Here is a 24,805-nt window from a genome sequence, read left to right as displayed (position 1 = left end):
CATGAAAAAAGCCGCCTCGAAATCTCCGGGCGGCTTCATCTCTCAATCACGCATGACTGGTCAAGGCCGCTTCAGCGAGCCCACCACCAGATCGAAATGTTGCGTGCGTTTTCCATGGGCGAAAGTGTTAGCGTGGGTTTATGCCACGCGCAAGCGGGAAAGCGACGGCAATTGCGGCGGTTGCGGCAAAAAAGAGGCGACCCTTGCGAGCCGCCCGACTGGAGTTGATCCGATACTATCAGAACTTCGCCTTCGCCGTCACCAGGAAGGTGCGGCCGCGGCCCGTATCGATCGTGCTGCCGGCAATCGTGCTCGACGACGGCGTGTAGGTCTTGTCGAAGAGGTTCGTCACCGTCGCCGTCACCTCGAAACCGTTCTCGAACTTGTAGTTCGCGAAGAGGTCGACGAGGCCGTAGCCCGGAACGTTCGGCGGCGTGCGGTTGATCTCGCCGACGAAGGCGTTCGATACGGCATAGAGCCGCGTGCCGACCGTCAGGCGCTGGTCTTCGAGGAAGCGCGCACCGAGCGTTGCGCTGATGATGTTGTCAGGCAGGTAGCTCTGCACGCCGAAACCGTTGACCTGGGAAGGCAGATCGCTCTCGGTGTAGGTATAGGCGAGATCACTGAAGACATAGCCGGCATCATAGGCCGCTTGAAGCTCGAAGCCCTGGACGGTCGACTTGCCCGGATTGTTGACGAAGAAGACCTGGCTACCCCCATTGCGAAGAGCAGCGGTAATGTAATTGTCGATGCGGTTGTGGAAATAATTGGCCTTCAGGCGCAGGCTGTCACTGGGATCCAGCAAACCGTCGAAAGTGAAGTTGGCACCGATTTCCCAGCCCTTCGAGAGTTCAGGCTCGAGGAACGGGTTGGGGAAGAACATCTGAAAGCCGCCCGGGTGGGAGCCGCCGGCAAAGGTTTCGTTGACCGTCGGCGAACGCGAAGTCTCGGCATAGGTTACATAGGGCTGGAACCAGTCGGTCGGGTTGAGGGCAACCGTGACACTTGGGTTGAGACGCCCATCGGACTTGTCGACCGTGTACGGACCCGCCGGCAGGCCGATCGGGTTCCCGGCCGAGACGGCACCGGAGCCATCCAGGCTGAAGTGATCCCAACGCAGGCCGGCCGTCAGGTCGACGATGCCGTAGGTGAAGGTGGTGTTGCTGAAGACACCGGTCGTGGCATTGGTGCCGCTGCCGTTGACGCCGCCGGCCGGGCGTGCCGCGCTGTTGATGACGTCGTAGTCATCGCGGAAGTATTCGACGCCGTAGTTTGCCTTGACCGAGACATCGCCGAGATCGAACAGCGAGGTGTTCGAGATATCGAAACCCTTGCCGGTGTCGGTGATGCGACGGCCGGCAGCCGAGCCGCCGCCGGTAATATTCGCGTCGTACTTCATCCTCAGCCGGTTCCAATAGGCATTGGCCTTGAAGTCGATGAGCTCGTTGTCCGGCGTGTAGGAATAGCTCGCCGAAACGGTCTCATTCTTCACGTTCTGGAAGTAGGAGTTCGCAAAGAAGTCGTTGTCATAGGTGATGCCGGTGAGCTTGAACGTGTGGTCCTTGTCCGGAGTCACCTCGAATTTCAACAGACCCGACAGCAGGTCTTCCTCGGAGGGCACCTTTACGCCATTGCCGTTGTCGTAGTTGCCGGGGTCGGCCTTGCTGATGCCGCCGAGCACCGAGAAGACGTCGTTGAAACGGTAGGCGCCGATCAGCGACTCCGACCAGCCGGCCTCGTTGCTGCCGTAGGTGGCCGAAGCGATGCCACCGTAGTTCTTGCCGTCCTGGATCAGGTCTTCGACGTCATAGGTCTTGAAATTGACCGCACCGGCAAGCGCGCCACCGCCGACACCGGTGACGGCGCCGCGGGTCACGTCGATCTCGGACAGGAATGCCGGATCGAAATAGGCAAAGCCCTGGGCTTCATGGCCGGTGAAACGGAAGTTCTGGCGGACACCGTCGATCATCATGTTGACACGGCCGGAACCTTCGAAGCCGCGGATGTTCACGGCGACGCCCGGGTTTTGCGGGTTGTTTGCGGTCGAAGTGCCGGGAACGCCACGCAGCAGGTCGTCGGTCTCGAGACCGGATTGCAGGTCGATCTGGTCGGACGTGACGACGCTGACCGGGCCGGCCTTGGCATAGGGGTCAGCGGTGCGCGAGCCCTTGGCAACGATCGGCGACAGGTAGGTTTCGCCCTTCTTGGTCTCCTCGGCCTTCTTCTCTTCCGGCTTTGCCTGGGTAGTCGCGCTCTGGGCGAAGGCGACGGTGGCGACTGAAATTGCAAGAGTTGTCGTGCAAGCCAAGAGGGCCTGGCGACGATGCCGGGTGAGCATGGACCAATCCTTTGAGGTTCGAGGCCGGGCTTGCTGTTGAGCGGCAAACTCAAGGGGCTGGCTGGGCGCGTTCTGGGCGTTGCGACATGTCGTCGCCTCATTTATGCCGCATAAAAAACATGAGTATGTTTGTCAACATACAAAGATCCTCCCCACAATTTGTGGGGTTGCGGCAATTCGAGGCGTTGCCGAACTGCAACGCTTTTGCCGGGAGAAGCCGGAGCGGACGAGGAAAAATGCTGCGGCTTTCCGCCCGCGTCCGGCTCTAATTCGTTGGAATCGGTGACGTTTATGATTTCGGTCGACCCACCCAAATCATCGTGATCCCATGAAACCAGATCCGGTTCCGCGCGTTCCCTCCGCTCGAAGCCCGCTGTGCGGGCAGCAAGAAAGGAACTGGATGCGTCGCTCTTTCCCCTTGATCCTGCTGTCATTCCTGATCCTGACGGGCGCCAGCCTGCCGAAATACGGCCCCATCCCTGCAAAAAGGCCGCCAACAGATGCGGGGACCGAGCAGTCTGTTCCAACGCCCGACAAGAAGCCGGCGGACGATGCCAAGAGCGCAACGACGCGAGAGCCGCCGGCAGGCAACGGCGAGCGACCCGTCCCACAGCCGAAGCCGACGGCTGGAGACGAGCAACCGGCAAAGGACGAGAAGCCGGTGGCGGACGAAAAGGACCAGCGCGCCGACGAGAAGAAGGATGCCGTGCCGGCGCCGGCGCCAATCGTCTATCCACCGGTCGAAACGGAGAATGCAGCCGAATATGCGAAATGCCTGACCGACTTGAGGGCGGTCGGGGCGACATTCGTTGAAGCCAAGCGCATCGACGACGGCAAGGGCTGCGGCATCGACAAGCCGTTGGAGGTCACCAGCATTCTGCCTGACGTCACGCTCGCGCCCAAGGGACTGATGCGGTGCGAAACGGCGCTGGCGCTGGCACGCTGGACGAAGGAAACCGCCCAGCCGGCTGCCGAAGTCGCCTTCGCCAAGACCATCAAGATCAAGGCGCTGAACCAGGCATCGACCTATATCTGTCGTCTGCGCAACAATGCGATGACAGGCAAGATCTCCGAACATGCCCACGGCAATGCCGTCGACATCGCGTCCTTCAGCTTGAGCGACGGGACGACGATCGCCATCCAGCCGCGCGATGAGGACGGCACGATGGAAGGCGCGTTCCAGCGCGCGGTCACCGCCTCCGCCTGTCTGTATTTCAAGACCGTGCTCGATCCCGGCAGCGATGTCGCCCACGAAACGCACCTGCATCTCGACGTCATCGACCGTCGAAACGACTATCGCTACTGCCGTTAGGCGAGGACCATTGCGAGGGTCGTCGCCGCTCAGTCCTTGCCATATCCGAGGGCGACGAATTCACCCTCGAAGCGGCCGGCCACGGCGTCGCCGTCAAGGAGATCGGCAACGACCATGGCGCGCGCCCTGCCCCGCCGTTCGAGCAATCGCAGAAAGCTCGGCCATTGCGCGGCGTCTGCCAGCGACGAGCGGGCCGCAAAGGCACCGGCGACGGGTTTCAAATAGTCCATCCGGTTGCTCTGGATCACCAGGCGGGCCGCCATGCCGCTGTTGCGCAACCGCACATGCAGGAGCGACCAGGCCGAAAGGATCGCGAGCGCCGAGGCGCTGCCGCCGAACACCGTTTCACGGTGGTTGATGTTTGGCGCCAAGGGAGCAGAGAGCCGCACATGGTCGTCGGTTATGTCGTCCACATGAACCTGCATCGCCGCCGAAAGCGGGATATGGGCGTGAAGATAGGTCTGCAAATCCTGTGGTGTCATCGCGGTGTCCATGGTCTTTTCTGCAGCGCCGCGGGTCTTATGAGACGCGCGGCGTTCGCTTTCGATCAATGCACGAGACCCTATGCCCTGGCCAGAGCAGCAGGCCTGCGTCCTATCGCCTCTTGCCAGCGCTCCATGGCCCGCAAAGATACCGGATCGCCCGCCTTGCAGGAACGGGCCCGGGCTACCAAATACAGGTGCGAGGAAATCCACCCGTTTTGCGCCCAGTTTCAAGGATAATTGTCATGGCATTGACGATGTATCAGCTCTCCATTCCCGCTCTCATCCGCGGGCTCGGTGTCCTCACCAAACTGCTCGACAAGGCCGAGGCTTTCGCGCGCGACAACGGCATCTCCTCCGACGACCTCGTCAATGCCCGGCTGGCGCCGGACATGTTGACGCTGGCCGGCCAGGTGCAGCGCGTCAGCGATACGAGCAAGGGCCTCGTCGGCCGCCTGACCTCGATCGAGGTGCCCCGCTTCCCGGACGAAGAAAAGACGGTGGACGAACTGCGCCAGCGCATCGCCAACACCGTTGCCTTCCTCGAAACGGTCCGTCCGGTCGATCTGGAGGACAGTGCCAGCCGCGAGGTCGTCCTCAATTTCCCGACGCTGAAAGTGACGCTCACGGGTGAAGAGTATCTGTTGCGGTTCGTGCTGCCGAACTTCTATTTCCACCTGACGACGGCCTACGACATCCTGCGCCACAAGGGCGTCCCGATCGGCAAGGCGGATTATCTCAGCCTCAGGGCGTAGTTCCTACTGCGGAAGCGAATAGAAATGCGGGCATGACAACGCCGCGCATCCGGTGGATGCGCGGCGTTGTTTTCGTCAGCTGGCGGCAAGCAAGCGCGCCTAGAACAGGCCCTCGATGTAGCCCTGCTCGTTCAGGAAGATCTTCTCCGACGACGGCACCTTGGGAAGGCCGGGCATGGTCATGATCTCGCCGGTGATGACGACGATGAAGCCGGCACCTGCCGCAAGCCGCACCTCCCGGATCGGCACCGTATGGCCCGTCGGCGCGCCGCGCAGGTTCGGATCGGTGGAGAAGGAATATTGCGTCTTCGCCATGCAGATCGGCAGGCGGCCATAGCCCTGCTCCTCCCAGGTGCGCAACTGGTCGCGCACCGTCTTGTCGGCAATCACTTCGCTCGCGTGGTAGATGTCCTTGGCGATCGTCTCGATCTTGTGGAAGAGCGGCATGTCGTCGGGATAAAGCGGCGAGAACTGCGAATGGCCGGCTTCGGCGAGTTCTGCAACCCTGCGCGCCAGTTCCTCGATGCCCGCAGACCCTTGGGCCCAATGCCGGCAGAGCACCGCTTCGGCGCCAAGCGTCGCGACGTAGTCCTTGATCGCCTGGATCTCGGCCTCGGTATCGGAGGTGAAGTGATTGATCGCGACGACGACCGGCACGCCGAATTTCTTGACGTTCTGCACATGCCGCCCGAGATTGGCGCAGCCCCTGCGCAGCGCCTCCAGGTTTTCCTTGCCGAGATCGTCCTTCTTGACGCCGCCGTTCATCTTGATCGCCCGGACCGTCGCGACGATCACTGCGGCGTCTGGCTTCAACCCCGCCTTGCGGCACTTGATGTCGAAGAATTTCTCCGCGCCGAGATCGGCGCCGAAACCGGCTTCGGTCACCACGTAGTCGGCGAGCTTCAGCGCCGTCGTCGTCGCGATCACCGAATTGCAGCCATGGGCAATGTTGGCGAAGGGACCGCCGTGCACGAAGGCGGGATTGTTTTCGAGCGTCTGCACCAGGTTCGGCTGCATCGCGTCCTTGAGCAACACCGTCATCGCGCCATCGGCCTTGATGTCACGGGCAAAGACCGGGCTCTTGTCGCGCCGATAGCCGATGATGATGTTGCCGAGCCGTTGTTCGAGATCCTTAAGATCGGTCGCCAGGCAAAGGATCGCCATCACCTCGGAGGCGACGGTAATGTCGAAGCCGGTCTCGCGCGGATAGCCATTGGCGACGCCGCCGAGCGAGCCGACGATGTGACGCAGCGCCCGGTCGTTCATGTCCATCACCCGCCGCCAGGCGATGCGGCGGACGTCGATATTCTGCTCATTGCTCCAGTAGATATGGTTGTCGATCAACGCGGCGAGCAGATTGTGGGCCGACGTGATCGCATGGAAATCGCCGGTGAAGTGCAGGTTTATGTCTTCCATCGGCACGACCTGGGAATACCCCCCGCCCGCGGCGCCGCCCTTGATGCCGAAACAGGGGCCGAGCGAGGCCTCACGGATACAGACGATCGCCTTCTTGCCGATGCGGTTCAGCCCGTCGCCGAGGCCGACGGTCGTCGTCGTCTTGCCTTCGCCGGCCGGCGTCGGATTGATCGCCGTCACCAGGATCAGCCGGCCGTTCTTCTTGTCCTGTTGGCGCGCGATGAAATCGGCACCGATCTTCGCCTTGTCGTGGCCATAGGGCAGCAGGTCTTCGGCTGGTATTCCGAGCGCCGCCCCGATTTCCAGGATCGGCTTCTTCCTGGCCGCGCGCGCGATTTCGATATCCGACTTCACCTCCGTCATGCCATGCTCCTCCCTGGTTCTTTTCTTGTTCGCTCCATTTCGGGCGCGTTATGAACGCATGCAAGGGCGGCCGTCGGCGACCGCCCTCTTTCACATTAGCGGGCGAGAATATCGCGCATTTCGACGATGTTCGAGCGCACCCTCAGAATGTAGAAGCCCATGGTCGCCAGATGCGTCGGCATGATCCAACCGGCCTCCTCACCATTGGAGATGATGAACGGCTGGATGCGCAAGGCGGCGCGCAACTGCTTGATGGTCTCGGTCCAGATCGGCGTCAGCCCGCGCTGGGCAACCACGTTCTCGAAATCAGCACCGGCTGCCGATAGGATGCCGTAGTAGCCATAGAGCTGACCATAGGCGAACCAGAAGCGGTCGTCGGCGCGGGTGTCGAACCAGCCGCCATTGTGGTTTTCCGAACGCTCGCGAAGGATCGCCGAGGTGTTGCCGAGGTCGTTGGCGACGCGATCGAGAAACTCGACGAGGTTGTCGGAACGGCCGTCGAAGATCGCTTCGCACTTGCTGAGCGAGGTGTTGAACGAGCGCAGGTCCTTCATTGCCGCACGATAGAAGCTCGGCGTCGGCGTCTTCGGACCAAACGGGTTCAGGCCGAAATACCAGGTCTCCTCGTCGAACTGGAGGTTGCCGCGCGCCCGCTGCAGGTCGTTGTTGATGCCGGACGTACCGCGCACGCGACCGAGCGAATCGACCAGCTCGACCGAAGTACGGCGGATCGCCTGATTGACGCCGCGCTGGAATGACGCCTTGTTGTCGAGCCAGGGCGTGTCGTCCCAGTCGAGCCCGAAGAAGCCGAGCTTGTAGAGCAGCATCGACGAGATCCAGGCATTCTCGTTGACATTGAAATCGATGAGGTCGGCGGTGACATCGACGATCGCCGATGTCTGGCAGACCGTGCCGGCCGGCAATTGCACGGCCGACAGCGCTTCCGGCGTCGATTCCCGCGGCTGCCCCGCAACGCCCGCGAGATTGCTGGCGCCGCCCGCAGCCGACTGTCCAGTCGTCGCGCCGGGCCCGCTCATCGGCGAGCCGGCAGGAACCTTGCGCTCGGCCAGTTTGTAGCGGTCGACATAGTCCTCGTTGAAATTCGTCCAGGCCTGGGTCTGCCAGATGAAATAGCCATAGAAGAGGATCAGCCCGAGCAGGATGATGCCGATCGGTCCCTTGATGATCCAGCTTCGCTGCCGATACCAGTTGCCGAGTGCGATGAAGGGCCAGAGCAACCAGGCAACGGCAAGCCCGATGCCGCGGCCGATCGCGGTAAAGACACGCTGGAAAAACGCAACGATCGGGTCGAACATGTCCTATTCCTCTCTGAGGCCGTAAAGCTTGTGGCGGAAGGCCGCCTTGTCCTTGAGATATGACCCCGTCAGCGTCGCCACAACATAGGCCTTGAAGCTTTCGCTATAACGCTCATAGGCGTCATAGAAGCCCTGCTTGTCGAAGACGAAGCGGGAGACGAAATCGCGAGGGACGAGCTGGGAAATCAGGCGGTTGACGAGCCATTGATCAGGATGGGTCGGGGCCGCGCGCACCAGCAGGAAGCGGTTCGCCGGCGCGACATCCTGCATCTTGATCGTGCCGGTGGCAGCGACGGTGCGGATCATCTCCTGCAGGAACGGATAGGCTCCGTCCCTGGCGACGGCGGCCGCATTGCGGTGCATCCAGGTCTGCAGCCAGATCCGATCGGCGTTGGCGAGATCGGCCGTCGGGTCGCTTTCATTGATCAGGCCGCGCACGACCATGTCGGCGCGATGCTGGTAGAGGCCGGAGTCCTCGACCCAGGAGGCCTGCGGCAACTGCAGCCGCTTGGTCGAAGCGAGAAAATCGTAGATCCGGGCGTGGTCGCTGATGGCGATGTAACTCACCTGCCAGGGCCGCGACCGGCGGAAGCCGGGAACCGAGGGGTCGCAGATGACGGTGGTCGTCTTGTCGTCGAGGAAGACGTAGACGCCGCCGAAATGATTGGCCCAGTAGGCTTCGTGGCGGAAGACGAGCTGATCCGGCACCAGCGCGTTCTGGCGGATATCGCCGGTCAGCTTGGCGAGCTCGACCATGCGGGTAAGCATCTCGTCATCGGACCAGGCTGTCGGCACCTTCTTCAGCCGGTCGACCAGCCCGCGCAACTCGGCCGCCTTGCCGAGCATGTCCTCGGCCGACAGCACCCGGAAGCGCACCTCGTTGATCGACAGCAGATCATCGATGTCGTCGACGATCGAAACCGAATCCTCGATCTCGCCGTAGAGCGCATCCTTGATCGTCACCGCGTTGATCGCGCGGCTGTTGGCGTTGAAGAATTCATGCATCAGCGCTGCGGTATTGGAAAAGCTGGTGTGAACGACCGGCAGCTCCGCCTGTTCCGGCGTCACGATGATGAAGCGGCGGTTGACGCGGTTCGGGTCGAGATAATCGCGGTCGCCCAGTTCCTCGGCGATTTCGGGCGAAAACCCGGTCATGTCGATGCTGAAGGCCGTGAGTGCCGTCGGCCGCAGGCCGAAGCCTTCGAGCGCCTTGTTGTAGCGCGCGATCAGATGCGGCTCGGAAATATCGAGCAACCGCCCATAGATCAATTCCGCTTCAAGCAGGCGTTTCATGCGACATCCCCTTTAGCGTAGGTGCCGCGTAGGCCGCATCGCGCACCGCAAACGCCGCGTGGGCCACGTCCCCTCTCCCCGCCTGCGGGGAGAGGGCTAGGGTGAGGGGCAACTCGCCGTAGCTTAATCATGTCTTCCACCCGCCGGAATGAACGTCAAATCCGGTGCCCTCACTTCATCTGTCAACCGCTTCTCCAGAATGGCAACAATTGTCTCCAGGACCGCCGCTCGTTCCCTAAGGACTTGCGTATTCCAGAAGCGAACAACACTCCATCCATTGGCCACCATGTACATATCGCGAATTGAATCGCTACTCCTATTCGCGTGCTGACTGCCATCGACTTCGACGACGAGTTGGTGATCCCGGCAGGCAAAATCAGCAAAGTAGCGGCCTATCGGAAACTGCCGCACGAACTTGTAGCCGTTGAGGCGCCGGCCCCTTAATTCCGACCACATGGCCGCTTCCGCCTCGTTGTCCGAACGCCTCAGAAGCCGGGCACGCTCAGTTTCCTTCGCGTTCGCCCCTCTCAATGGCTGCCCCTCACCCTAGCCCTCTCCCCGCAGGCGGGGAGAGGGGACGGCGTCGTGCCCCGCAGCCGCCTTCCGGAACTGGGCATGGCACAGACATAATTGCCGTCAGACACAATCACCCCTGCCACCGGCCCTCGCGCTTCATCGCCTCGATCTCGCGGATCGCCTTTTCACGCTGACGCTCGCGGCGGATGATCTCGGTGACGGCGGCATCGTCGGATTTGTCGGTGTAGCGGAATTCGCTGTCGGCGTAGCGGTTGATCTCCTGCAGCACCATCTCGATGGTGATCGGACCGCGCAGCGCCTCGATCATCGCCTTCTTCTCGTCGTAGCCCTTGTGCATGAAGGAGCCGGCATCCTTGAACCAGTCATCCGGAAGCTCGACATCCATGGCGCGCAGCTTGATCGCATCGGTGATGTTCTTGATCGCCCGGCCGGTAAAGCGGGGCTCCGCCCCCTTGATCATGTGCAGGTAGGCACCGACATCGGCGAGCGAAGCGATCTTGCCCCTCTCCTTCTCGTAGCGCTCCCAGACGGCGACCAGACCATCCTCCTTCGGCCGCGAATGCTCGGCATACGATTGCGACACCGCGCGCTTGAGCTCCTGGCCCTCGAACAGCTGGTGCTCGCCGAGCGGGATCTTGTGGTTCTTGCCGACGAGCAGCGCGAAGATGTCTATATAGTCGTCTTCCGTCTGCGGCCCGTCGACCAGCCAGCGGGCGCCGGCGCGCTGGCGCAGCGCATCGTCGACATTTTCAGGATAGTTGGAGAACATGCCGAAGGTGCAATTGCCGCGCACTACCGTCGAGGCGCCGGCAAAGCTTTCCATCAGCACCGCCGTCACTTCGTGCTGGCCGGCGGAGGCCCGATCATCGGAGCGCTTCGCCGCCACCTGGTCGACATCGTCGATCGTGCCGAAGCCGATCGCCCGCGGGTTCATGACGTTGTTGACGAACTCCTTGCAGTTCTGCCCGGATTTGCCCTGGTAGGAGGAGATCTGGTCGACGCCGAAATTCTCGTAGTGGAAGGCGTAGCCGGCGACCTGGCAATAATCGTTGAGCATGCCGGCGAGCATCTGGATCAGGATCGTCTTGCCGGTACCCGGCATGCCGTCGCCGATGAAGGTGAAGAGAAAGCCGCCGAGTTCGACGAAGGGGTTCATCTGCCGGTCGAAGTCGTAGGCCATCAACATCTTGGCAAGCTTCAGCGCCTGATACTTGGCGATGTGGTTGCCGATGATCTCCTCCGGCTTCTTGAAGGTCATGACCAGGGGCTTGCGCTTCTGGCCGGGTGCCACGTCGAAACCGTTCAGCGTGAAATCGTCCTGGTCGAGCCGGATATGCACGGTCTCGAAGCTTTGCAGGCCGGTGAAGCGCGCCTTGCGGGCGATCAGCCCTTCGATCGCCACGCGCGATAAGGCACGTGCCCGGGCGGTCAGCGCCAGATCATCGGGGGCCCCGGCAATGCTGCGATCGAGCGCCGAAACGAGGCTCTTCAGCGCGTCCTGCGGCGTATCGAACAGGAAGTCGGGCTCGACCGCATCGTCGACCGGCTCGCCCTCGCCCGATAGCGTCGAGCCGAGATAGGCGGCAAGCGTGAAAGCGGCGACATAAGCAGAAGCTGAGAGCAGCGCCTTGAACTGGGTTGCCTCGTCTCCCCCAAGCGGTGCGGTGGCGTTCTTCGCCTGGAGCTGTTCAAGGTGCGTTTGGCGGGCGAAGACGTCGGCGACGGCCAGCGCCACCTGGATGCCGCGGCGCGTGCGATAAAGCACGGCGTGCTGGGCCGGCGACAGCATCGGGTCGCCCTGGCGCACCGCCTGGATGGTCTTGGTCAGCTCGACCTCGCGCGTGCGCCGCTGCCCACCGGTCGAGACCGTCGACACGAAGCGCCGGCCGGTGCCGGCAAGCGACGTGCCGGCGGATCCATCCTCGCGCTCCAGGATGATCAGCTTGGTTACCAGCCCCTGCGCCACCGCTTGGTGCTTGGCGATGTCATCCTCGTGCAGCGTCGTCAGCCCCGTATTGAGTGTCATCGTCAAACCTCGCTCACGACCTGGTTTCCGGAAATGACGTGGACCTTGTAGTCGCCGAACACCTGTTCAGCCTCGCCGGCGGCATAGAGCGCCTGATAGGCGTCATGCGGCACCAGCGCATGTTTCTCGTAGGAGGAGACCCCCATGCGCGTCGCTTCCAGATTGGCGGTATCGATGTGGAATTCCTCCTGCGCCGGCGTCGTCGACCAGAAGCCGCGCTTGGCAGGCCGTTCCGCCTTCGAGAAGACCTCCTGCACCGTCCAGGTCAAAAGCCAGGCATTCTCGGTCTTGCGCACCTTGGAGAGGATGTCGTTGATGCGGGCATTGTTCTCGGTGATCCCCGCCGAATAGAAGGGACCGAGCACGATGCGGCGAAGCTGCTTCGGGTGCAGCTCGTCGAAATCCTTGTCGAGATTGGTGGCAATCGTCACCGGCGTCAGCGAATAGCTGCTGTTCTTGGAGGCGAAATCGTCGAAGCGGCTGGCGAGGTCCGGATTGAGCAGGCCACCCACCGGCAGCGGGATCTCGACCTGCGGGTTGAGCTTGCCATCCTCGGTCACCAGCATCTCGACGATCTTCTCGGACGAATCTTCGATCGTCGCCATATAGATCATCGGCAAGGTGTTGGCGCCGTCAAAGGCCCCCCAGCTCACCACGTAATAGGGCCGCATCGTCTTGGAATTGACGGCGACGCGGATGGTTTCCGGCAGGATGAAGGGCGAGAAGATTTCGCCCTTGCCGATCTGCTCGAGATAGAGCCGCTCGGCCATGCGCGTCTGCAGCGCCTCCGGAAAGGCCTTCTGCCTCAGGATGAAATCGACCATCTCGTCGCGCAGCGCATCGGCCGAGGGAATGTCGGCCAGGCGCTTGGCCGCCGTCTGGCGGTCGTTCTCCAGTTCCAGCACATTCTGGAAGACAGGAAAGCCGCTTTCGGCGCGCGATATCCGGAACTGGTCGACGAAGCCGATCCGGTTCTCCCAGCAGTCGATCGAGGCCTTCAAGCGCCCGAGATAGGGAACGATGACCTCGCCGACGACCGTGTTGCGGTAGAGCGGCGAATTGCGGTCGCCGAGAAAAAGTTCGAGCCCGGCGAGCGCCGCGTGGATCGACGCGAAATATTGTGCGACAGCGGATGAAGCCGCGACCTTCATGCAAATCCCCGTGGCGCGTGCCAGCCGGCAAACTCGGTTCCGATCATGCGCCTGCCGATCACTGCTTCACGTAGTTGGCAGTGTTGTGTTTATCCATCACCGCCTGGAAGCGGCGGGCAAAGGCATCGTCGGCGAGCTTCTTGCGGCGCTGGATATCCTGCGTCGAAAGCATGTTCTTTTCGTGCATTTCGAGGAGATCGCCGATATGGCGCTGCGCCGCGGCGCCAATGCCGGCCATCGTTTCTTCGGCGGCCGTGTCGACCTGGCTGCCGAGCGTGTTGATCTTGTGGGCGACGTCCTGCTGGGCAGCCGTCTTCAAGGAGTCTTCCAGCGCCTTGTAGAGCACGATGCGCTGCTCGGTATCGATCGTCAGCTTGTTGATCAGCGTGTTCTGCGCGGCGATCTGGTTGTTGAGCGAATCGACGAAGGTCTGGAACATCGAAGTGTAGCGCTCGAGCGTCTGGCTCTCGGCAAGCAGTTCCTGCTCCTTAGCCTGCTTCTCGTTGTATTCGGTCGCAAGCGCGGAACGTTCGCCTTCGAGCTCGGTGCGAACCTTCTGCTCCGTAGAAGCGGCAATACGGTTCTCGATGTCGAGCAGCAGCGGGTTCAGTTCCTCGATCCGCTTCTGCACGGCTTCGAGGTTCGCCATCGTGCCCTTGCGGCGCTCGATCACCTGGATCAGGCTCTGCTCCGAGGTCTTGTAGCGCTGGTCGAGGATCGACTTCTGCTCCTTGAGGATGCCGACGATCATGTCGGACTTCGAGAGCAGCTCCTGCAGGTTGCCGGCGAGCGACATGTTGCGTACGCGGTCGGTGCGCATGCGCTGCATCTTCTGCTTGGAGAAGATACCGATGAACTTCTCGTAGCCCGAATAGCTCTTCATGCTCTCGAATTCGGAGCCGAAGACGTTGGTCGCATCCTCGAGGCCGATGATCAGGTCGGCGATGTTGGCTTCCATCACCTTCTGCTGGTTGATCACGTCCTGGATGCGGGCGTTCTCGATGTCGAAGTTGACGTCGCCGAGCTTGGTCTCGGCCTTGGCGAATTGCTCCAGCACCACACCGGATTGCTCGAGCTTGCCGCGCATCTGTTCGACGACGCCTTTCGTCTTCTCGATCTCCGCATCAAAATTCTGAAGAGTCGCCATGTCCTGCCCCTCGATCTACCCCGGCCAAACGCGCCAGCCCGGCCGAATTATTCAGCCTTCGATTGCAGTTATATAAAGGGTGTTTGCGGAAAGAGAACAAGCCTTTCTCGCCGGCTTTTTTCGATCAGGCGTTGCAGCGAAGTGCTTGAGATATCGAAGGCATTGCCTATTTGGCAGCCGTCGGCGCCTTGAGATAGGCAATCACGTCGGCAATATCCTGAGGCTTCTTGAGGCCGGGAAAACTCATCTTGGTGCCGCCGACCATCGCCTTGGGGCTCAGGAGATATTCGCCGAGCGTCGCCTCGTCCCAGACATGTCCCTCGGCGCCGAAAGTCTTCATCGCCTCAGAATAGCTGTAGTCGGGAACCGATGCCGCCGGCCGGCCGACGACCCCCATGAGGGTCGGCCCCACCCGATTGACCGGCTCGCTCGCCGTGTGACAGGTCGCGCATTTGCGGAACACCGCCGCCCCCGCGGTCGCATCGCCACCGGCCTCGGCGGCCGGCGCTCCAAGACAGAGACAGAGGAGAAGGCCGGCAGCTAGGCGTGACATGGAAGACCTCACGGAGAGAAGACCGGGCCACAATGGCACCGTGAATGCGGCGATTCAACGTGCGACGGAGTCTGCGTCTTATAGGACGCGGCGTCGTAGGCCGCCGCACTCATTCGCAACGCATCAGGTCGTCCCAGTGACGCCGGCAATAGGAGACATATTTTTCGTTGCCGCCGACGTCGACCTGGGCGCCCTCGCGGACGACCTTGCCTTGGCCATCGAGGCGCACGACCATGGTCGCCTTCCGGCCGCAATGGCAGATGGTGCGCACTTCACGCAGCTCGTCGGCGATCGCCAGCAGCGCCATCGAGCCCGGAAACAGCTTGCCCTGAAAATCCGTGCGCAGGCCGTAGGCCATGACGGGAATGCCGATCCGGTCAGCGACGCGCGCGAGCTGCCAGACCTGCCCCTCGTTGAGGAATTGCGCCTCGTCGACGAACACGCAGGCGATCTCGCCGGCGCCATCGGAATGGAGCGTTTCTATCAGCGTATAGAGGTCATCGTCGCCATGGAACGGAATGGCGTCGGAGGCAAGGCCGATGCGCGACGAGATGCGGCCCACCCCTGCCCGGTCGTCATGCGCGGCGATCAGCATAACCACGCGCATGCCGCGCTCCTGGTAATTGTAGGAAGCCTGCAAAAGCATTGTGCTCTTGCCGGCGTTCATCGTCGCATAGCTGAAATAGAGTTTGGCCATCTTCACCGTGTCCGGTTTCCGTCTCCCGGGTAATGACGAGGCTTGTCCGGGAAGGCCAGAGCGTCTTTGCGGCACCCACAGTTTTTCGCCGGACTCGATCATTTCGTGGACATTGCGACATTCAGCGTCGCATCGTGCACCCCGTCAGCATATTGACGCAATACACTTCCTTCGACATCAAGGCGCTTGAATTCGCTATCCAATGGTGTTTGGCTAAAACAATAATAGAGGCAGGGGAACGACAATGAAAAAAGGACTCTCTCTCAAACTGATGCTGGCGTGCGCCGTTTCGGTCGTCGCGCTTACCGCTGGGCAGGCTGCAGCTGCCGAGCCGGAAAGCTGTGCAACCGTCCGTTTCTCCGATGTCGGATGGACGGACATCACTGCAACCACCGCGACGGTGTCGACGGTTCTCAAGGGCCTCGGCTATGAGACCGACATCAAGGTTCTCTCGGTTCCGGTCACCTACACCTCGCTCAAGAACAAGGACATCGACGTCTTCCTCGGCAACTGGATGCCGACCCAGGAAAACGACATACGCCCCTATCTTGACGACAAGTCGGTCGAATCCTTCGGCCCGAACCTGGTCGGCGCCAAGTACACGCTGGCGACCAACGCCAAGGGTGCCGAGCTCGGCATCAAGGACTTCAAGGATATCGCCAGCAAGAAGGACGCGCTTGATGGCAAGATCTACGGCATCGAGCCCGGCAATGACGGCAACCGCCTGATCATCGACATGGTCGACAAGGATACCTTCGGCCTGAAGGGCTTCGAGGTGGTCGAATCCTCCGAACAGGGCATGCTCGCCCAGGTCGCCCGTGCCGAAAAGGACGGCTCGCCGATCGTCTTCCTCGGATGGGAACCGCATCCGATGAACGCCAACTTCAAGCTGACCTACCTCTCGGGCGGCGACGACATCTTCGGGGCCAACTACGGCGGCGCGGAAGTCTTCACCAACGTGCGTGCCGGCTACACGACCGAATGCCCGAACGTCGGCAAGCTGCTCACCAACCTGAAGTTCTCGCTCCAGATGGAAAACGAGATCATGGGCAAGATCCTGAACGACGGGCAGGAGCCGGACAAGGCTGCGGAAGAATGGCTGAAGGCCAATCCGACCGCGATCGATCCGTGGCTTGCCGGTGTGACCGCCAAGGACGGCGGCGATGGGCTCGCCGCGGTCAAGGCCGCGCTCGGCCTCTGATCGGCATCAAGGCGGGGAAAGACCCCGCCTTTTTTCACCGCGTCATGCGCACATTTTGACCTGACGAAACGGATCTACCTTCGTGGAATATCTGACCGATAACCGCATCCCCATCGGCGGCTGGGCCAAGGCGTTCGTCGACTGGCTGACGACCAATTTCGAACTCTTCTTCGACCAACTCGCCCGCTTCCTCTCCGGCGTCGTTGCCGTGCTGCTCTGGGTGCTGCAGACCCCGCACCCGCTGATCATCGTCGCCGTCATCACGGCGGCTGCCTGGTGGTTCCGCCGCTCGCTCGGCGTCACGCTGTTCACCGGCCTCGGCCTGCTGCTGATCATCAACCAGGGCTATTGGAAGGAAACGACGGAAACCCTGGCGCTGGTGCTCGCAGCCAGCTTCGTCAGCATGGCCGTCGGCGTGCCGCTCGGCATCGCCGCCGCCCGCCGGGCCTGGGTCTATGCCGTCATGCGGCCGATCCTCGACCTGATGCAGACGATCCCGACCTTCGTCTACCTGATCCCGGCGCTGATTCTCTTCGGCCTCGGCATGGTCCCGGGCCTCATCGCCACCGTGATCTTCGCGATCCCCGCGCCGATCCGCCTGACGCGCCTCGGCATCATCTCGACACCGCCGTCGCTCGTCGAGGCAGCCCAGGCCTTCGGCGCGACGCCCGGCCAGGTGCTGCGCAAGGTGGAGCTGCCTTTCGCCATGCCACAGATCATGGCCGGCCTTACCCAGACGATCATGCTGTCGCTGTCGATGGTGGTTATCGCCGCACTCGTCGGCGCCAACGGTCTCGGCGTTCCGGTTCTCCGCGCGCTGAACTCCGTCAACGTCGCCAAGGGCTTTGAAGCCGGCCTCTGCATCGTCATCCTGGCGATCATTCTCGACCGCCTTTTCCGCTCGTCCGACGAAGGAGAAGGCGCATGACCAACGCCGTCGTTTTCAAGAATGTCGATATCATCTTCGGCAACAACCCGCAGACAGCGCTGCAGATGGTCGATCAGGGCAAGACCCGCGACGAGATCGGCGCCGAAACCGGGCTGGTGCTGGGTGTCGCCGGCGCATCACTCGAAATCACCGAGGGCGAAATCCTCGTGCTGATGGGACTTTCGGGGTCCGGCAAGTCGACGCTTCTGCGCGCCGTCAACGGCCTCGCCCCTGTGGTGCGCGGCGACGTCGAGGTGAAGACCTCGAACGGACCGCTCAATCCCTACCGGACCAATGCGAAATCGTTGCGCGACTTCCGCATGCACACGGTCTCGATGGTGTTCCAGCAGTTTGCATTGCTGCCCTGGCGCACCGTTGCCGACAATGTGGGCTTCGGCCTCGAGCTTGCCGGCATGCCGGACGCCGAGCGCAAGGCGCGTGTCGGTGAACAGCTCGAACTCGTCAACCTGACGAAATGGGCGGGGCGCAAGGTCAACGAGCTTTCGGGCGGCATGCAACAGCGCGTCGGGCTTGCCCGCGCCTTTGCGACCGGCGCGCCGATCCTTCTGATGGACGAGCCGTTCTCGGCACTCGACCCCTTGATCCGCACCCGACTGCAGGACGAACTGCTCGAGTTCCAGCGGCGGCTGAAGAAGACGATCATCTTCGTCAGCCACGATCTCGACGAGGCCTTCCGCATCGGCAACCGCATTGCCATCATGGAAGGCGGGCGCATCATCCAGTGCGGCACGCCGCAGGATATCGTCAAGAATCCGGCCAACCAGTATGTCGCGGATTTCGTTCAGCACATGAACCCGATCACCATGCTGACCGCCAAGGACGTGATGCAGACCGGCGTACAGCGCGGCGCAACGGTTGCCGGCGTTACCGCCACCGCCAAGCCGACGACCCCACTCGTCGATATTCTCGACGCCATGTCCCGCCAGCCGGGCAGCATCGGCGTCGTCGACAACGGTTCGGTGGTCGGCACCATCGATGCCCAGGATATCGTCCACGGATTGACGCGCCACCGCAGCAAAAGTTGACGAAACCGCTCAGCAAGCCAATAAAGGCCCGGGGTTCTGCTCCGGGCTTTTTGTTCCTGCATGCTTCCCTAAGTCGTAACCGACCGAAGCAACATGCAGTCCTTCAAAGTGCCGCTGCGACGTCTGCGCGTCTGATACGACGCGCGACGCCGTGATAGCATGACAGGGAGGTTGAAGACATGAGCGACAAGCCGAACGTACTGCGCGACACCGATGACGAGGCCCGCACCCTCGCCCGCACCCTTCTGCGGGGCGCCCGCAGCGGTTCGCTCGCCGCGATCGAACCGGAAAGCGGCGGCTTTCCCTTCGTCAGCCGCGTTCTCGTCGGCACGGATGTCGACGGCGTGCCGGTGATCCTGATCTCCAGGCTCTCGACCCACACCCAGGCACTGCTTGCCGACAACCGCGCCTCGTTGCTGACGGGCGAGCCCGGCAAAGGCGATCCACTGGCACATCCGCGTCTCACCGTGCAGTGCGCCGCCGAACAGGTCGGCCGCGACAGCGAAACCCACGCCCGCATCCGTGAGCGATTCGTTCGCCGTCACCCGAAGTCGAAGCTCTACGTGGATTTTCCCGACTTCGGCTTCTTCCGGCTGAAACCATTGCGCGCCAGCCTCAACGGCGGTTTCGGTCGCGCCTATGTCCTGACGGCGGAAGATCTGCTGATCGACACGCCCGCCATAGCCTCGCTCGCCGCCAAGGAAGCAAGCGCGATCGAGCATATGAATGCGGATCATTCGGACGCCGTGCAGCACTATGCCGTCAAACTCTGCAACGCTCCGCAAGGCAACTGGAAGATCGTTGGGATCGACGCTGCCGGCATCGATCTCGCCGATGGCGATCGGCTGAAGCGCCTTGAATTTTCCGTGCCAATCGAAGACAGTTCCAATTTACGGGCAATTTTGCGTGAACTTTACGGTTAATCGCAAAAGACCTACCCCCATTTCTTGCAGTGGGTGGTTGCCCTTTTATGCGTCACGACTAATTATCGTGCTTCGTCAACCATAACTACGTGTGATGTAATTTTCGCATGGAGCACGCAATGCAGCCACTTTCGCCTGAAAAACACGATGAAGCCGAGGTAGCAGCCGGTTTCCTCTCGGCCATGGCAAACCCTAAGCGCCTTCTCATTCTCGATTCCCTCGTCAAGGAAGAGATGGCGGTCGGCGCATTGGCCAACAAGGTTGGGCTGAGCCAGTCGGCTCTCTCCCAGCATCTCTCGAAGCTCCGTGCCCAGAATCTCGTCAGCACCCGCCGCGATGCGCAGACCATCTATTATTCGAGCTCATCCGACGCAGTGATGCGGATTCTAGGCACGCTCAACGAAATCTACGGCGACGAACCCAACGCCACCGCAGAAAAGACTATGGTCCGCAAGTCGGCCTGATATTCGGTTCGCTCTGCGGACCCGTTCGAACAGCCCCACACGAGAAATCGCGCGGGGCTTATTCTTTTCCAAGGAATCGCAACGAGCCCGTGACGGGCGGCTTGCCTCACCTCCGCCGTTTACCGGGCCTTGAGACTTCCACGGCACCATGCGCCCGACAGATCAGCCTGAAAAGCGGACATTAGGGTATGCGTGACAGGGTCCGTTGGGGCATTGCCGGTACCGGCACAATCGCGAACAGCTTCGCAGCGGATTTGCGGTTCGCGGGTAATGCCACGCTTGCCGCCGTTTGCTCCCGCAGTGCCGAGAGGGCGCATGCTTTCGCCACGCATTATGGCGGCATCCGCAGCTATCACGATATCCAGGCCCTGGCGGAAGCACCGGACATCGATGCCATCTACATCGCCTCACCCAATGCGGTGCACCGCGAGCATGCCGCCTTGGCCCTTGCTGCCGGCAAGGCCGTGCTGGTCGAGAAGCCGCTGACCACATGCGTCGCTGATGCGCGCGTCCTCGCGGAAGCTGCCGCTGCCAGCGGCGCCTTCGCGATGGAAGCGCTGTGGACCTGCTTCCTGCCGGCGATCGCCGAGCTTCGCATGCTCCTTCGCGAAGAGAGGCTTGGCACCATCAGGCGCGTCCGGGCGGAACTCGCCTATGAAAAGCCGTTCGATGCCGGCAGCCGCTTCTTCGATCCGACGCTGGGCGGTGGTTCGCTGCTCGATCTCGGCATCTATCCGATCGCGCTCTGCCTGAACCTCTTCGGCCACCCGAAGTCGATTGTCGGTACCTGGAGAAGCGCGCCGACCGGCGTTGATGTCTCGGCAGACGTTCGTCTGGATTACACCGCTTTCGATGCCGAACTCCGCTGCGGATTTGATCGAAGCGGCGACAATCGCTTCGTCATCAAAGGCGACCGCGGCACACTTGCCATTGACGCGCCGTTCCTGAAGGCAAACCGCCTGTTCGTCGGCACCACCGCCCCGGCGCGCAGGCTGCTGGCATCGACAGGGCAAACCCTTTTCAAGGTCGCTCGGCGGATCCCGCTACCCGGTCTCGAACGCTTCGACCATGCATTTCCCGGCAACGGCCTGCAATTCGAGATCGAGGCCGCCAGCGCGGCCATTCTGCAGGGTCGGCGTGAGCATCCGCTGATGCCGCTTTCGCACAGCATCAAAGCTCTGGAAATCATCGAGACGATCCGCGCCAAGGCACCCCTGGCCTGAACCTTCTGCCCGACACGCCGGCGACCGCCCTTCGGAAAAGTTTCGGAGCGTCCTTTGTGCGTTCACCGGAACGCACGGCGCCCTAGAGATCGAGCGGACGATAGTCCCTCCAGCCGCTGTTGAGCGCGAGCACGACCTCGGTCAGATGCCGCGCCGTCGCGCCGGAGAAAAACGGTGTTTCGCCGCACTTGATCGCGTCGGCCTGGACTGCGATCCCCCGCACGAAATCGATCTGCGACGGAAAGGCCGGAAGGGCGGGCCCGGACGACGCCTTGGCGTAGCGCACCTTCGTTCCGGGATAGAGCCGGACAGGCAATTTGCGCCCCATTTTCCATTCCAGCCAGTCGAGCCCGCGATGCACAAGCGAGCGCCTGGCGCCGAACGCCTCCACATGAACGGGCGAACGATTGTCCCAGAGGTCGCGAACGACGATCGTTCCCTTGTCGCCGATGATCGTCAACGACCGGTCGCGTGGCGCCGCCAGGCCGCAGGTGACGCGCGCCGTCACGCCGGAGTGGAAGGTGAGACACCCCACCGAGAAATCAGGACCGAGCGCCAGCGTCTCGGTTCCGGGGCCCTTGTCCGGAAAGGTCAGAGCGGAAACGGCGCTGACCTCGGCGACCGGTCCGAAGAGCGAGACGAGCCAGCTTGCGGCATAGCCTGCATGCTCGAGCGTGCAGCCAACCTCGAATTCGTGCACGCCCGGCCAACGGGCGCCTGAGCGGCTGCGCCAGGCGCGCCAGTTCGCCTTGAAGACCGGGCCATCCTCCATCTCGGCATAGACCAGCCGCGGCTTGCCTATGGTCCCGGCTGCAAGCAGGTCCGCACAGAGCGCCTGCGCATCGCTGAGGCCATTGGCAGGCGCGCCGGCAAGCACGAGTGCACGCTCGCGGGCAAGCTCCACCAGTTCGCTCGCCTCCTCGACCGTCATTGCCAGCGGCTTCTCGCAATAGACATGCTTGCCGGCGGAGAGAGCGGCGTAGTTGATGCTGTAATGGCTTTCCGGCGTCGTCAGATTGACGATGATCGAGACGGCGGGATCGGCGAGCGCCGCATTCAGCGAAGCATAGGCCGAAACTTTCCAGTAGCGCACAAAGGCATCGAGACGCTCCGCATCGCGATCCCAGACGCCGACGAGCCGGAGCTGCGGATGATTGGCAAGCGTCGTCATGTAATAGTCGGCGACGAAGCCGGTTCCGACGAAGGCTATTCCGGTCACGCTTTCACTCTCCTAGCGCGCATCGGCGAGGAACGACGCGACATAGACGAGCGGCGCATTCCAGTTGATGGCGATTTCATTGGATCCATAGGCTTCGATATCATCGGCATAGCAGGTCTGCGGCGCGCAGCCCTTCAAGCGCTGCCGTGCGACGTCATCGACAAGGGTGGAGTTGGGGCCGCCGGCGAGAGAGCCAGCCGGCGGGTTCGGCAGCTGCGGGTCGCGCTGGTGCGCGTACCAGCGACTGTGCTGGTTCTTGGCCGCGCGCGTGCCGTAGCCGGTGATATAGGCTAGGGCCAACGCATTGCGGCCGAGAATGTAATCCATGCCCTCGCGCGCACCGTCGAGAAAGGCCTTCTCGCCGGAGAGATCGAAAGCGGCCGCGAGCACGATGATGTTCTGCAGCATCAGCTGGTTCGATCCCCAGCCGTAACGCCGGTCCTCGGGTCGGTAGACGACACCGAAAGGCTCTGTCTGTTGCAGCGACAGGAAGTGGCGCGCTGCCGAAAGCACCGAGTTCCTGATCGCGTCACGGTCGCCGTCCGGCAACCGGGTGCCATAAAGGGCCAGTTGCAGCCGTGCAAAGCCTGCGACGTTGCGCCAGTCGAAGGCGCCGCCGGGAGAAAGCGTATCGGCCGCCCAAAGCGGCGACGCCCGCAGCACGTCGAGATAGGCGTCGTCACCGGTCGTCAGATAGAGCTCGGCCGCCGCCCAGAAGAACTCGTCAGAAATGCTGTCGTCGTCGTAGTCGCCGCCGCCGGCAAGTCCGTCCGATCTTGGCGCGAAGAGTGTCGGATTGGCATTGGCCGCCACCCAGGCCTTGCGTGCGGCCGCAAGCAACCGCGCCGAGAACGTCGGATCCGGACCGGCGAAAAGCCGGGCGCCCTGAGCCGCGACGGCTGCGACGTCGAGCGTTGCGGCAGTCGACGGACGGTGAAGCGCCCGCGGCTGCGGGTCGTCGCCGGGCAGCATCGGCACCGCGGTCCAGGCGATGTCATGGACCTTGTGGTGCACCATTCCCGCGAGCGGCTGGCCATCCGGCACCATCATGCGCAACAGGAACTCGAGCTCCCACCGCGCCTCGTCGAGAATGTCGGGCATGCCGTTGCCGTTTTCGGGAATGCGCGAGAGACCGTCGTGGGTCACCGGGGACCCCGTGGCATAGACGCGGCCGCGCTCGTAGGCGGCAAGCAGTTGCGCCGCCGACAAAGCGCCGGTCACGGCGTATTTGCCGTGGTCGCCGGCGTCGTACCAGCCGCCGGAAACGTCCAGCCGATAGGAACAGGACCAGCCGCCGTAGAGCGCTTCGGCTCGCTTGCCATTGAGGCATGCGACCGCCTTGTCGCCCTGGTTCGGCGCCACGCCTATATGGCCGGCAGAGCGGGCGTAGGCCTTGCCGGCAATCGCCGCCTTGATCTCGACGCCGCTTCGCTGCGGATAGAACCAGGACAGGGCATCGACGCGCAGGCGGTGATAGAGATCATCGCCGATCGAAAAACGATCGCTCGCCCAGTCGCCGGCCACCAGACGATAGCCGTCTCCAGCCGTTGCGAAGAATGAGAAATCCGCGACCTGGGTTTCGACGCCCGCCATCGGATCGAATCCGCTTGGTTGTGTCCGGCCCTTGCCGACGACGTCGCCCTTGGCATCGAGCAATTGGAAATCCATCGGCCGCTTCGTATTGGCAACGACGGTCGCGCGCTTCGGTCCGCTGATGAAGTAGCCGAACTGGTTGACGCGAATGGCAGGTCCCTCGGTCGCTCGCCTTGCCATCGGCAGGACGGCGCCGGTCACGACCAACGATACGTCGTCAAGACAGAGGCGGCCGGCCACTCCACCCCCGAGCGGCATCACAAACTGCGCCTCTTCCGGTACTCTTGCCTCAAAGTCGACCGGGAACGAGGTGCCACCGGGTGACCCCGGCATCGTAAATTCGGCAACGGCAGTCCAGGGATCTGCAGCTCGCTGAACTCTTGCCAGGATCGCGCGCGCCGGCTGGGCGATAACTTTAGCCGAGAGGCGATAGACATGTCCCGGCACCAGCTTCAATCCATTGACGCCGATGATCTGGCTCCAGACCTCTCCTCCGCCCCGGGTCTCGACACAGAGCTGCCCGCTCTCTCGCTCGAGCGTCAATCCGTCGCTCGCCCAGAACGCGTCCTGCCCCTTTTCGAAGCGACCGTCGGCGATCAGTTCGGCAGCAGCAGCCGGGGCAGGCAGGAAGAGCGCGGCAATTGCCGCGTGTACTATCCCGAACCGAGACACGTCCAAGCTCCCAAGTGGCTCAGCCGGGCCGCAGGCGCGAAGACCCATTCACAGGCGGCCATGGACCCGGCAAGGCATGGCAACGCAGCGTTGACGCAAACAAGTTAAGCTAGAGAAAATATCCAGCCCCGAGACAAAAATTCGCCACCC

At 62.4% G+C, this 24,805-nt stretch carries 22 protein-coding genes; 8 read left to right on the top strand and 14 right to left on the bottom strand.

All coding sequences use genetic code 11. The features are described from left to right. Positions 1–71: 71 nt before the first annotated feature. Together trpLE and AC0C6X_RS19240 are read right to left on the bottom strand one after the other, a co-directional pair. A complete protein-coding gene (gene trpLE / locus AC0C6X_RS19245) occupies positions 72–116 on the bottom strand; it encodes a trpE operon leader peptide TrpLE (RefSeq protein WP_178385070.1) in 45 nt (14 codons plus the stop codon). 122 nt (positions 117–238) lie between these two features. Next, complete coding sequence (locus tag AC0C6X_RS19240; RefSeq protein WP_247958537.1) at positions 239–2,338, bottom strand: TonB-dependent receptor domain-containing protein; 2,100 nt, start codon at positions 2,336–2,338, stop codon at positions 239–241. 400 nt (positions 2,339–2,738) lie between these two features. On the opposite strand from AC0C6X_RS19240, the gene AC0C6X_RS19235 reads away from it, so the two are divergent. Further along, a complete protein-coding gene (locus AC0C6X_RS19235; RefSeq protein ID WP_173517431.1) occupies positions 2,739–3,650 on the top strand; it encodes an extensin family protein in 912 nt (303 codons plus the stop codon). Positions 3,651–3,679: 29 nt separating this feature from the next. Here the strand turns inward: AC0C6X_RS19235 and AC0C6X_RS19230 are convergent, their stop codons facing one another. Continuing rightward, the gene (locus AC0C6X_RS19230) at positions 3,680–4,132 is read right to left on the bottom strand and encodes a thioesterase domain-containing protein (protein ID WP_472954649.1); all 453 of its coding nucleotides are present in this window, start codon (positions 4,130–4,132) and stop codon (positions 3,680–3,682) included. A 245-nt stretch (positions 4,133–4,377) separates the two neighbouring features. On the opposite strand from AC0C6X_RS19230, the gene AC0C6X_RS19225 reads away from it, so the two are divergent. Continuing rightward, entirely contained in the window at positions 4,378–4,887 is a 510-nt protein-coding gene (locus AC0C6X_RS19225) for a DUF1993 domain-containing protein (RefSeq protein WP_173517433.1), read from the top strand. Positions 4,888–4,986: 99 nt separating this feature from the next. Here the strand turns inward: AC0C6X_RS19225 and AC0C6X_RS19220 are convergent, their stop codons facing one another. The 9 genes from AC0C6X_RS19220 to AC0C6X_RS19180 form a co-directional block, all read right to left on the bottom strand. Further along, positions 4,987–6,666 carry a formate--tetrahydrofolate ligase gene (locus AC0C6X_RS19220; protein WP_472954646.1) on the bottom strand — a complete coding sequence of 560 codons (1,680 nt, stop codon included), beginning with the start codon at positions 6,664–6,666 and terminating at the stop codon, positions 4,987–4,989. Between the two features lie 95 nt (positions 6,667–6,761). Continuing rightward, complete coding sequence (locus AC0C6X_RS19215) at positions 6,762–7,982, bottom strand: DUF2333 family protein (RefSeq protein ID WP_173517435.1); 1,221 nt, start codon at positions 7,980–7,982, stop codon at positions 6,762–6,764. A 3-nt stretch (positions 7,983–7,985) separates the two neighbouring features. Beyond that, positions 7,986–9,275 carry a DUF6638 family protein gene (locus AC0C6X_RS19210; protein ID WP_173517436.1) on the bottom strand — a complete coding sequence of 430 codons (1,290 nt, stop codon included), beginning with the start codon at positions 9,273–9,275 and terminating at the stop codon, positions 7,986–7,988. Between the two features lie 123 nt (positions 9,276–9,398). Next, the gene (locus tag AC0C6X_RS19205) at positions 9,399–9,806 is read right to left on the bottom strand and encodes an endonuclease domain-containing protein (protein WP_173517437.1); all 408 of its coding nucleotides are present in this window, start codon (positions 9,804–9,806) and stop codon (positions 9,399–9,401) included. Between the two features lie 115 nt (positions 9,807–9,921). Then, entirely contained in the window at positions 9,922–11,838 is a 1,917-nt protein-coding gene (locus AC0C6X_RS19200) for an AAA family ATPase (RefSeq protein WP_173517438.1), read from the bottom strand. Between the two features lie 2 nt (positions 11,839–11,840). Next, positions 11,841–12,989 (bottom strand): hypothetical protein, encoded by a 1,149-nt coding sequence (locus tag AC0C6X_RS19195; protein ID WP_472954643.1) that lies wholly within the window; start codon positions 12,987–12,989, stop codon positions 11,841–11,843. Positions 12,990–13,047: 58 nt separating this feature from the next. Beyond that, the gene (locus AC0C6X_RS19190; RefSeq protein ID WP_173517440.1) at positions 13,048–14,136 is read right to left on the bottom strand and encodes a coiled-coil domain-containing protein; all 1,089 of its coding nucleotides are present in this window, start codon (positions 14,134–14,136) and stop codon (positions 13,048–13,050) included. A 166-nt stretch (positions 14,137–14,302) separates the two neighbouring features. Then, positions 14,303–14,689, bottom strand: coding sequence for a c-type cytochrome (locus tag AC0C6X_RS19185; RefSeq protein ID WP_472954640.1), 387 nt, complete (start codon positions 14,687–14,689; stop codon positions 14,303–14,305). Positions 14,690–14,798: 109 nt separating this feature from the next. After that, positions 14,799–15,386, bottom strand: coding sequence for a thymidine kinase (locus AC0C6X_RS19180; RefSeq protein WP_173517442.1), 588 nt, complete (start codon positions 15,384–15,386; stop codon positions 14,799–14,801). Positions 15,387–15,630: 244 nt separating this feature from the next. Here AC0C6X_RS19180 and AC0C6X_RS19175 point away from each other — a divergent pair, with 244 nt between their 5' ends. The 6 genes from AC0C6X_RS19175 (at position 15,631) to AC0C6X_RS19150 (ending at position 21,171) form a co-directional block, all read left to right on the top strand. Next, positions 15,631–16,587 carry a choline ABC transporter substrate-binding protein gene (locus AC0C6X_RS19175; protein ID WP_173517443.1) on the top strand — a complete coding sequence of 319 codons (957 nt, stop codon included), beginning with the start codon at positions 15,631–15,633 and terminating at the stop codon, positions 16,585–16,587. 82 nt (positions 16,588–16,669) lie between these two features. Beyond that, positions 16,670–17,515: a choline ABC transporter permease subunit gene (gene choW, locus AC0C6X_RS19170; protein WP_173517444.1), complete on the top strand. Its 846-nt coding sequence runs from the start codon at positions 16,670–16,672 to the stop codon at positions 17,513–17,515. Beyond that, entirely contained in the window at positions 17,512–18,561 is a 1,050-nt protein-coding gene (choV, locus tag AC0C6X_RS19165) for a choline ABC transporter ATP-binding protein (protein WP_247958545.1), read from the top strand. The genes choW and choV overlap by 4 nt, the downstream gene beginning before the upstream one ends. Positions 18,562–18,740: 179 nt before the next feature. Next, positions 18,741–19,484 (top strand): HugZ family pyridoxamine 5'-phosphate oxidase, encoded by a 744-nt coding sequence (locus AC0C6X_RS19160; RefSeq protein ID WP_173517446.1) that lies wholly within the window; start codon positions 18,741–18,743, stop codon positions 19,482–19,484. A 119-nt stretch (positions 19,485–19,603) separates the two neighbouring features. After that, positions 19,604–19,948, top strand: coding sequence for an ArsR/SmtB family transcription factor (locus tag AC0C6X_RS19155; protein ID WP_173517447.1), 345 nt, complete (start codon positions 19,604–19,606; stop codon positions 19,946–19,948). Positions 19,949–20,136: 188 nt separating this feature from the next. Then, positions 20,137–21,171, top strand: coding sequence for a Gfo/Idh/MocA family protein (locus AC0C6X_RS19150; RefSeq protein ID WP_472954639.1), 1,035 nt, complete (start codon positions 20,137–20,139; stop codon positions 21,169–21,171). 82 nt (positions 21,172–21,253) lie between these two features. Here AC0C6X_RS19150 and AC0C6X_RS19145 read toward each other — a convergent pair whose 3' ends face one another. Further along, complete coding sequence (locus AC0C6X_RS19145) at positions 21,254–22,342, bottom strand: Gfo/Idh/MocA family protein (protein WP_210266579.1); 1,089 nt, start codon at positions 22,340–22,342, stop codon at positions 21,254–21,256. A gap of 60 nt (positions 22,343–22,402) precedes the next feature. Continuing rightward, the gene (locus AC0C6X_RS19140; protein ID WP_472954637.1) at positions 22,403–24,655 is read right to left on the bottom strand and encodes a glycoside hydrolase family 9 protein; all 2,253 of its coding nucleotides are present in this window, start codon (positions 24,653–24,655) and stop codon (positions 22,403–22,405) included. Positions 24,656–24,805: the final 150 nt, after the last annotated feature.

It is taken from the genome of Ensifer sp. VA4, from assembly GCF_055710065.1.
The sequence above is the reverse complement of the archived record's forward strand: the minus strand, read 5'-3'. Positions and strand labels throughout refer to the sequence as shown.

Coding starts and splice junctions, on each gene's coding strand:
- AC0C6X_RS19240 (WP_247958537.1), bottom strand. CDS start 2,338: ATGCTCACCCGGCATCGTCGCCAGGCCCTCTTGGCTTGCACGACAACT.
- AC0C6X_RS19235 (WP_173517431.1), top strand. CDS start 2,739: ATGCGTCGCTCTTTCCCCTTGATCCTGCTGTCATTCCTGATCCTGACG.
- AC0C6X_RS19230 (WP_472954649.1), bottom strand. CDS start 4,132: ATGACACCACAGGATTTGCAGACCTATCTTCACGCCCATATCCCGCTT.
- AC0C6X_RS19225 (WP_173517433.1), top strand. CDS start 4,378: ATGGCATTGACGATGTATCAGCTCTCCATTCCCGCTCTCATCCGCGGG.
- AC0C6X_RS19220 (WP_472954646.1), bottom strand. CDS start 6,666: ATGACGGAGGTGAAGTCGGATATCGAAATCGCGCGCGCGGCCAGGAAG.
- AC0C6X_RS19215 (WP_173517435.1), bottom strand. CDS start 7,982: ATGTTCGACCCGATCGTTGCGTTTTTCCAGCGTGTCTTTACCGCGATC.
- AC0C6X_RS19210 (WP_173517436.1), bottom strand. CDS start 9,275: ATGAAACGCCTGCTTGAAGCGGAATTGATCTATGGGCGGTTGCTCGAT.
- AC0C6X_RS19200 (WP_173517438.1), bottom strand. CDS start 11,838: ATGACACTCAATACGGGGCTGACGACGCTGCACGAGGATGACATCGCC.
- AC0C6X_RS19195 (WP_472954643.1), bottom strand. CDS start 12,989: ATGAAGGTCGCGGCTTCATCCGCTGTCGCACAATATTTCGCGTCGATC.
- AC0C6X_RS19190 (WP_173517440.1), bottom strand. CDS start 14,136: ATGGCGACTCTTCAGAATTTTGATGCGGAGATCGAGAAGACGAAAGGC.
- AC0C6X_RS19185 (WP_472954640.1), bottom strand. CDS start 14,689: ATGTCACGCCTAGCTGCCGGCCTTCTCCTCTGTCTCTGTCTTGGAGCG.
- AC0C6X_RS19180 (WP_173517442.1), bottom strand. CDS start 15,386: ATGGCCAAACTCTATTTCAGCTATGCGACGATGAACGCCGGCAAGAGC.
- AC0C6X_RS19175 (WP_173517443.1), top strand. CDS start 15,631: ATGAAAAAAGGACTCTCTCTCAAACTGATGCTGGCGTGCGCCGTTTCG.
- choV (WP_247958545.1), top strand. CDS start 17,512: ATGACCAACGCCGTCGTTTTCAAGAATGTCGATATCATCTTCGGCAAC.
- AC0C6X_RS19160 (WP_173517446.1), top strand. CDS start 18,741: ATGAGCGACAAGCCGAACGTACTGCGCGACACCGATGACGAGGCCCGC.
- AC0C6X_RS19155 (WP_173517447.1), top strand. CDS start 19,604: ATGCAGCCACTTTCGCCTGAAAAACACGATGAAGCCGAGGTAGCAGCC.
- AC0C6X_RS19150 (WP_472954639.1), top strand. CDS start 20,137: ATGCGTGACAGGGTCCGTTGGGGCATTGCCGGTACCGGCACAATCGCG.
- AC0C6X_RS19145 (WP_210266579.1), bottom strand. CDS start 22,342: ATGACGACGCTTGCCAATCATCCGCAGCTCCGGCTCGTCGGCGTCTGG.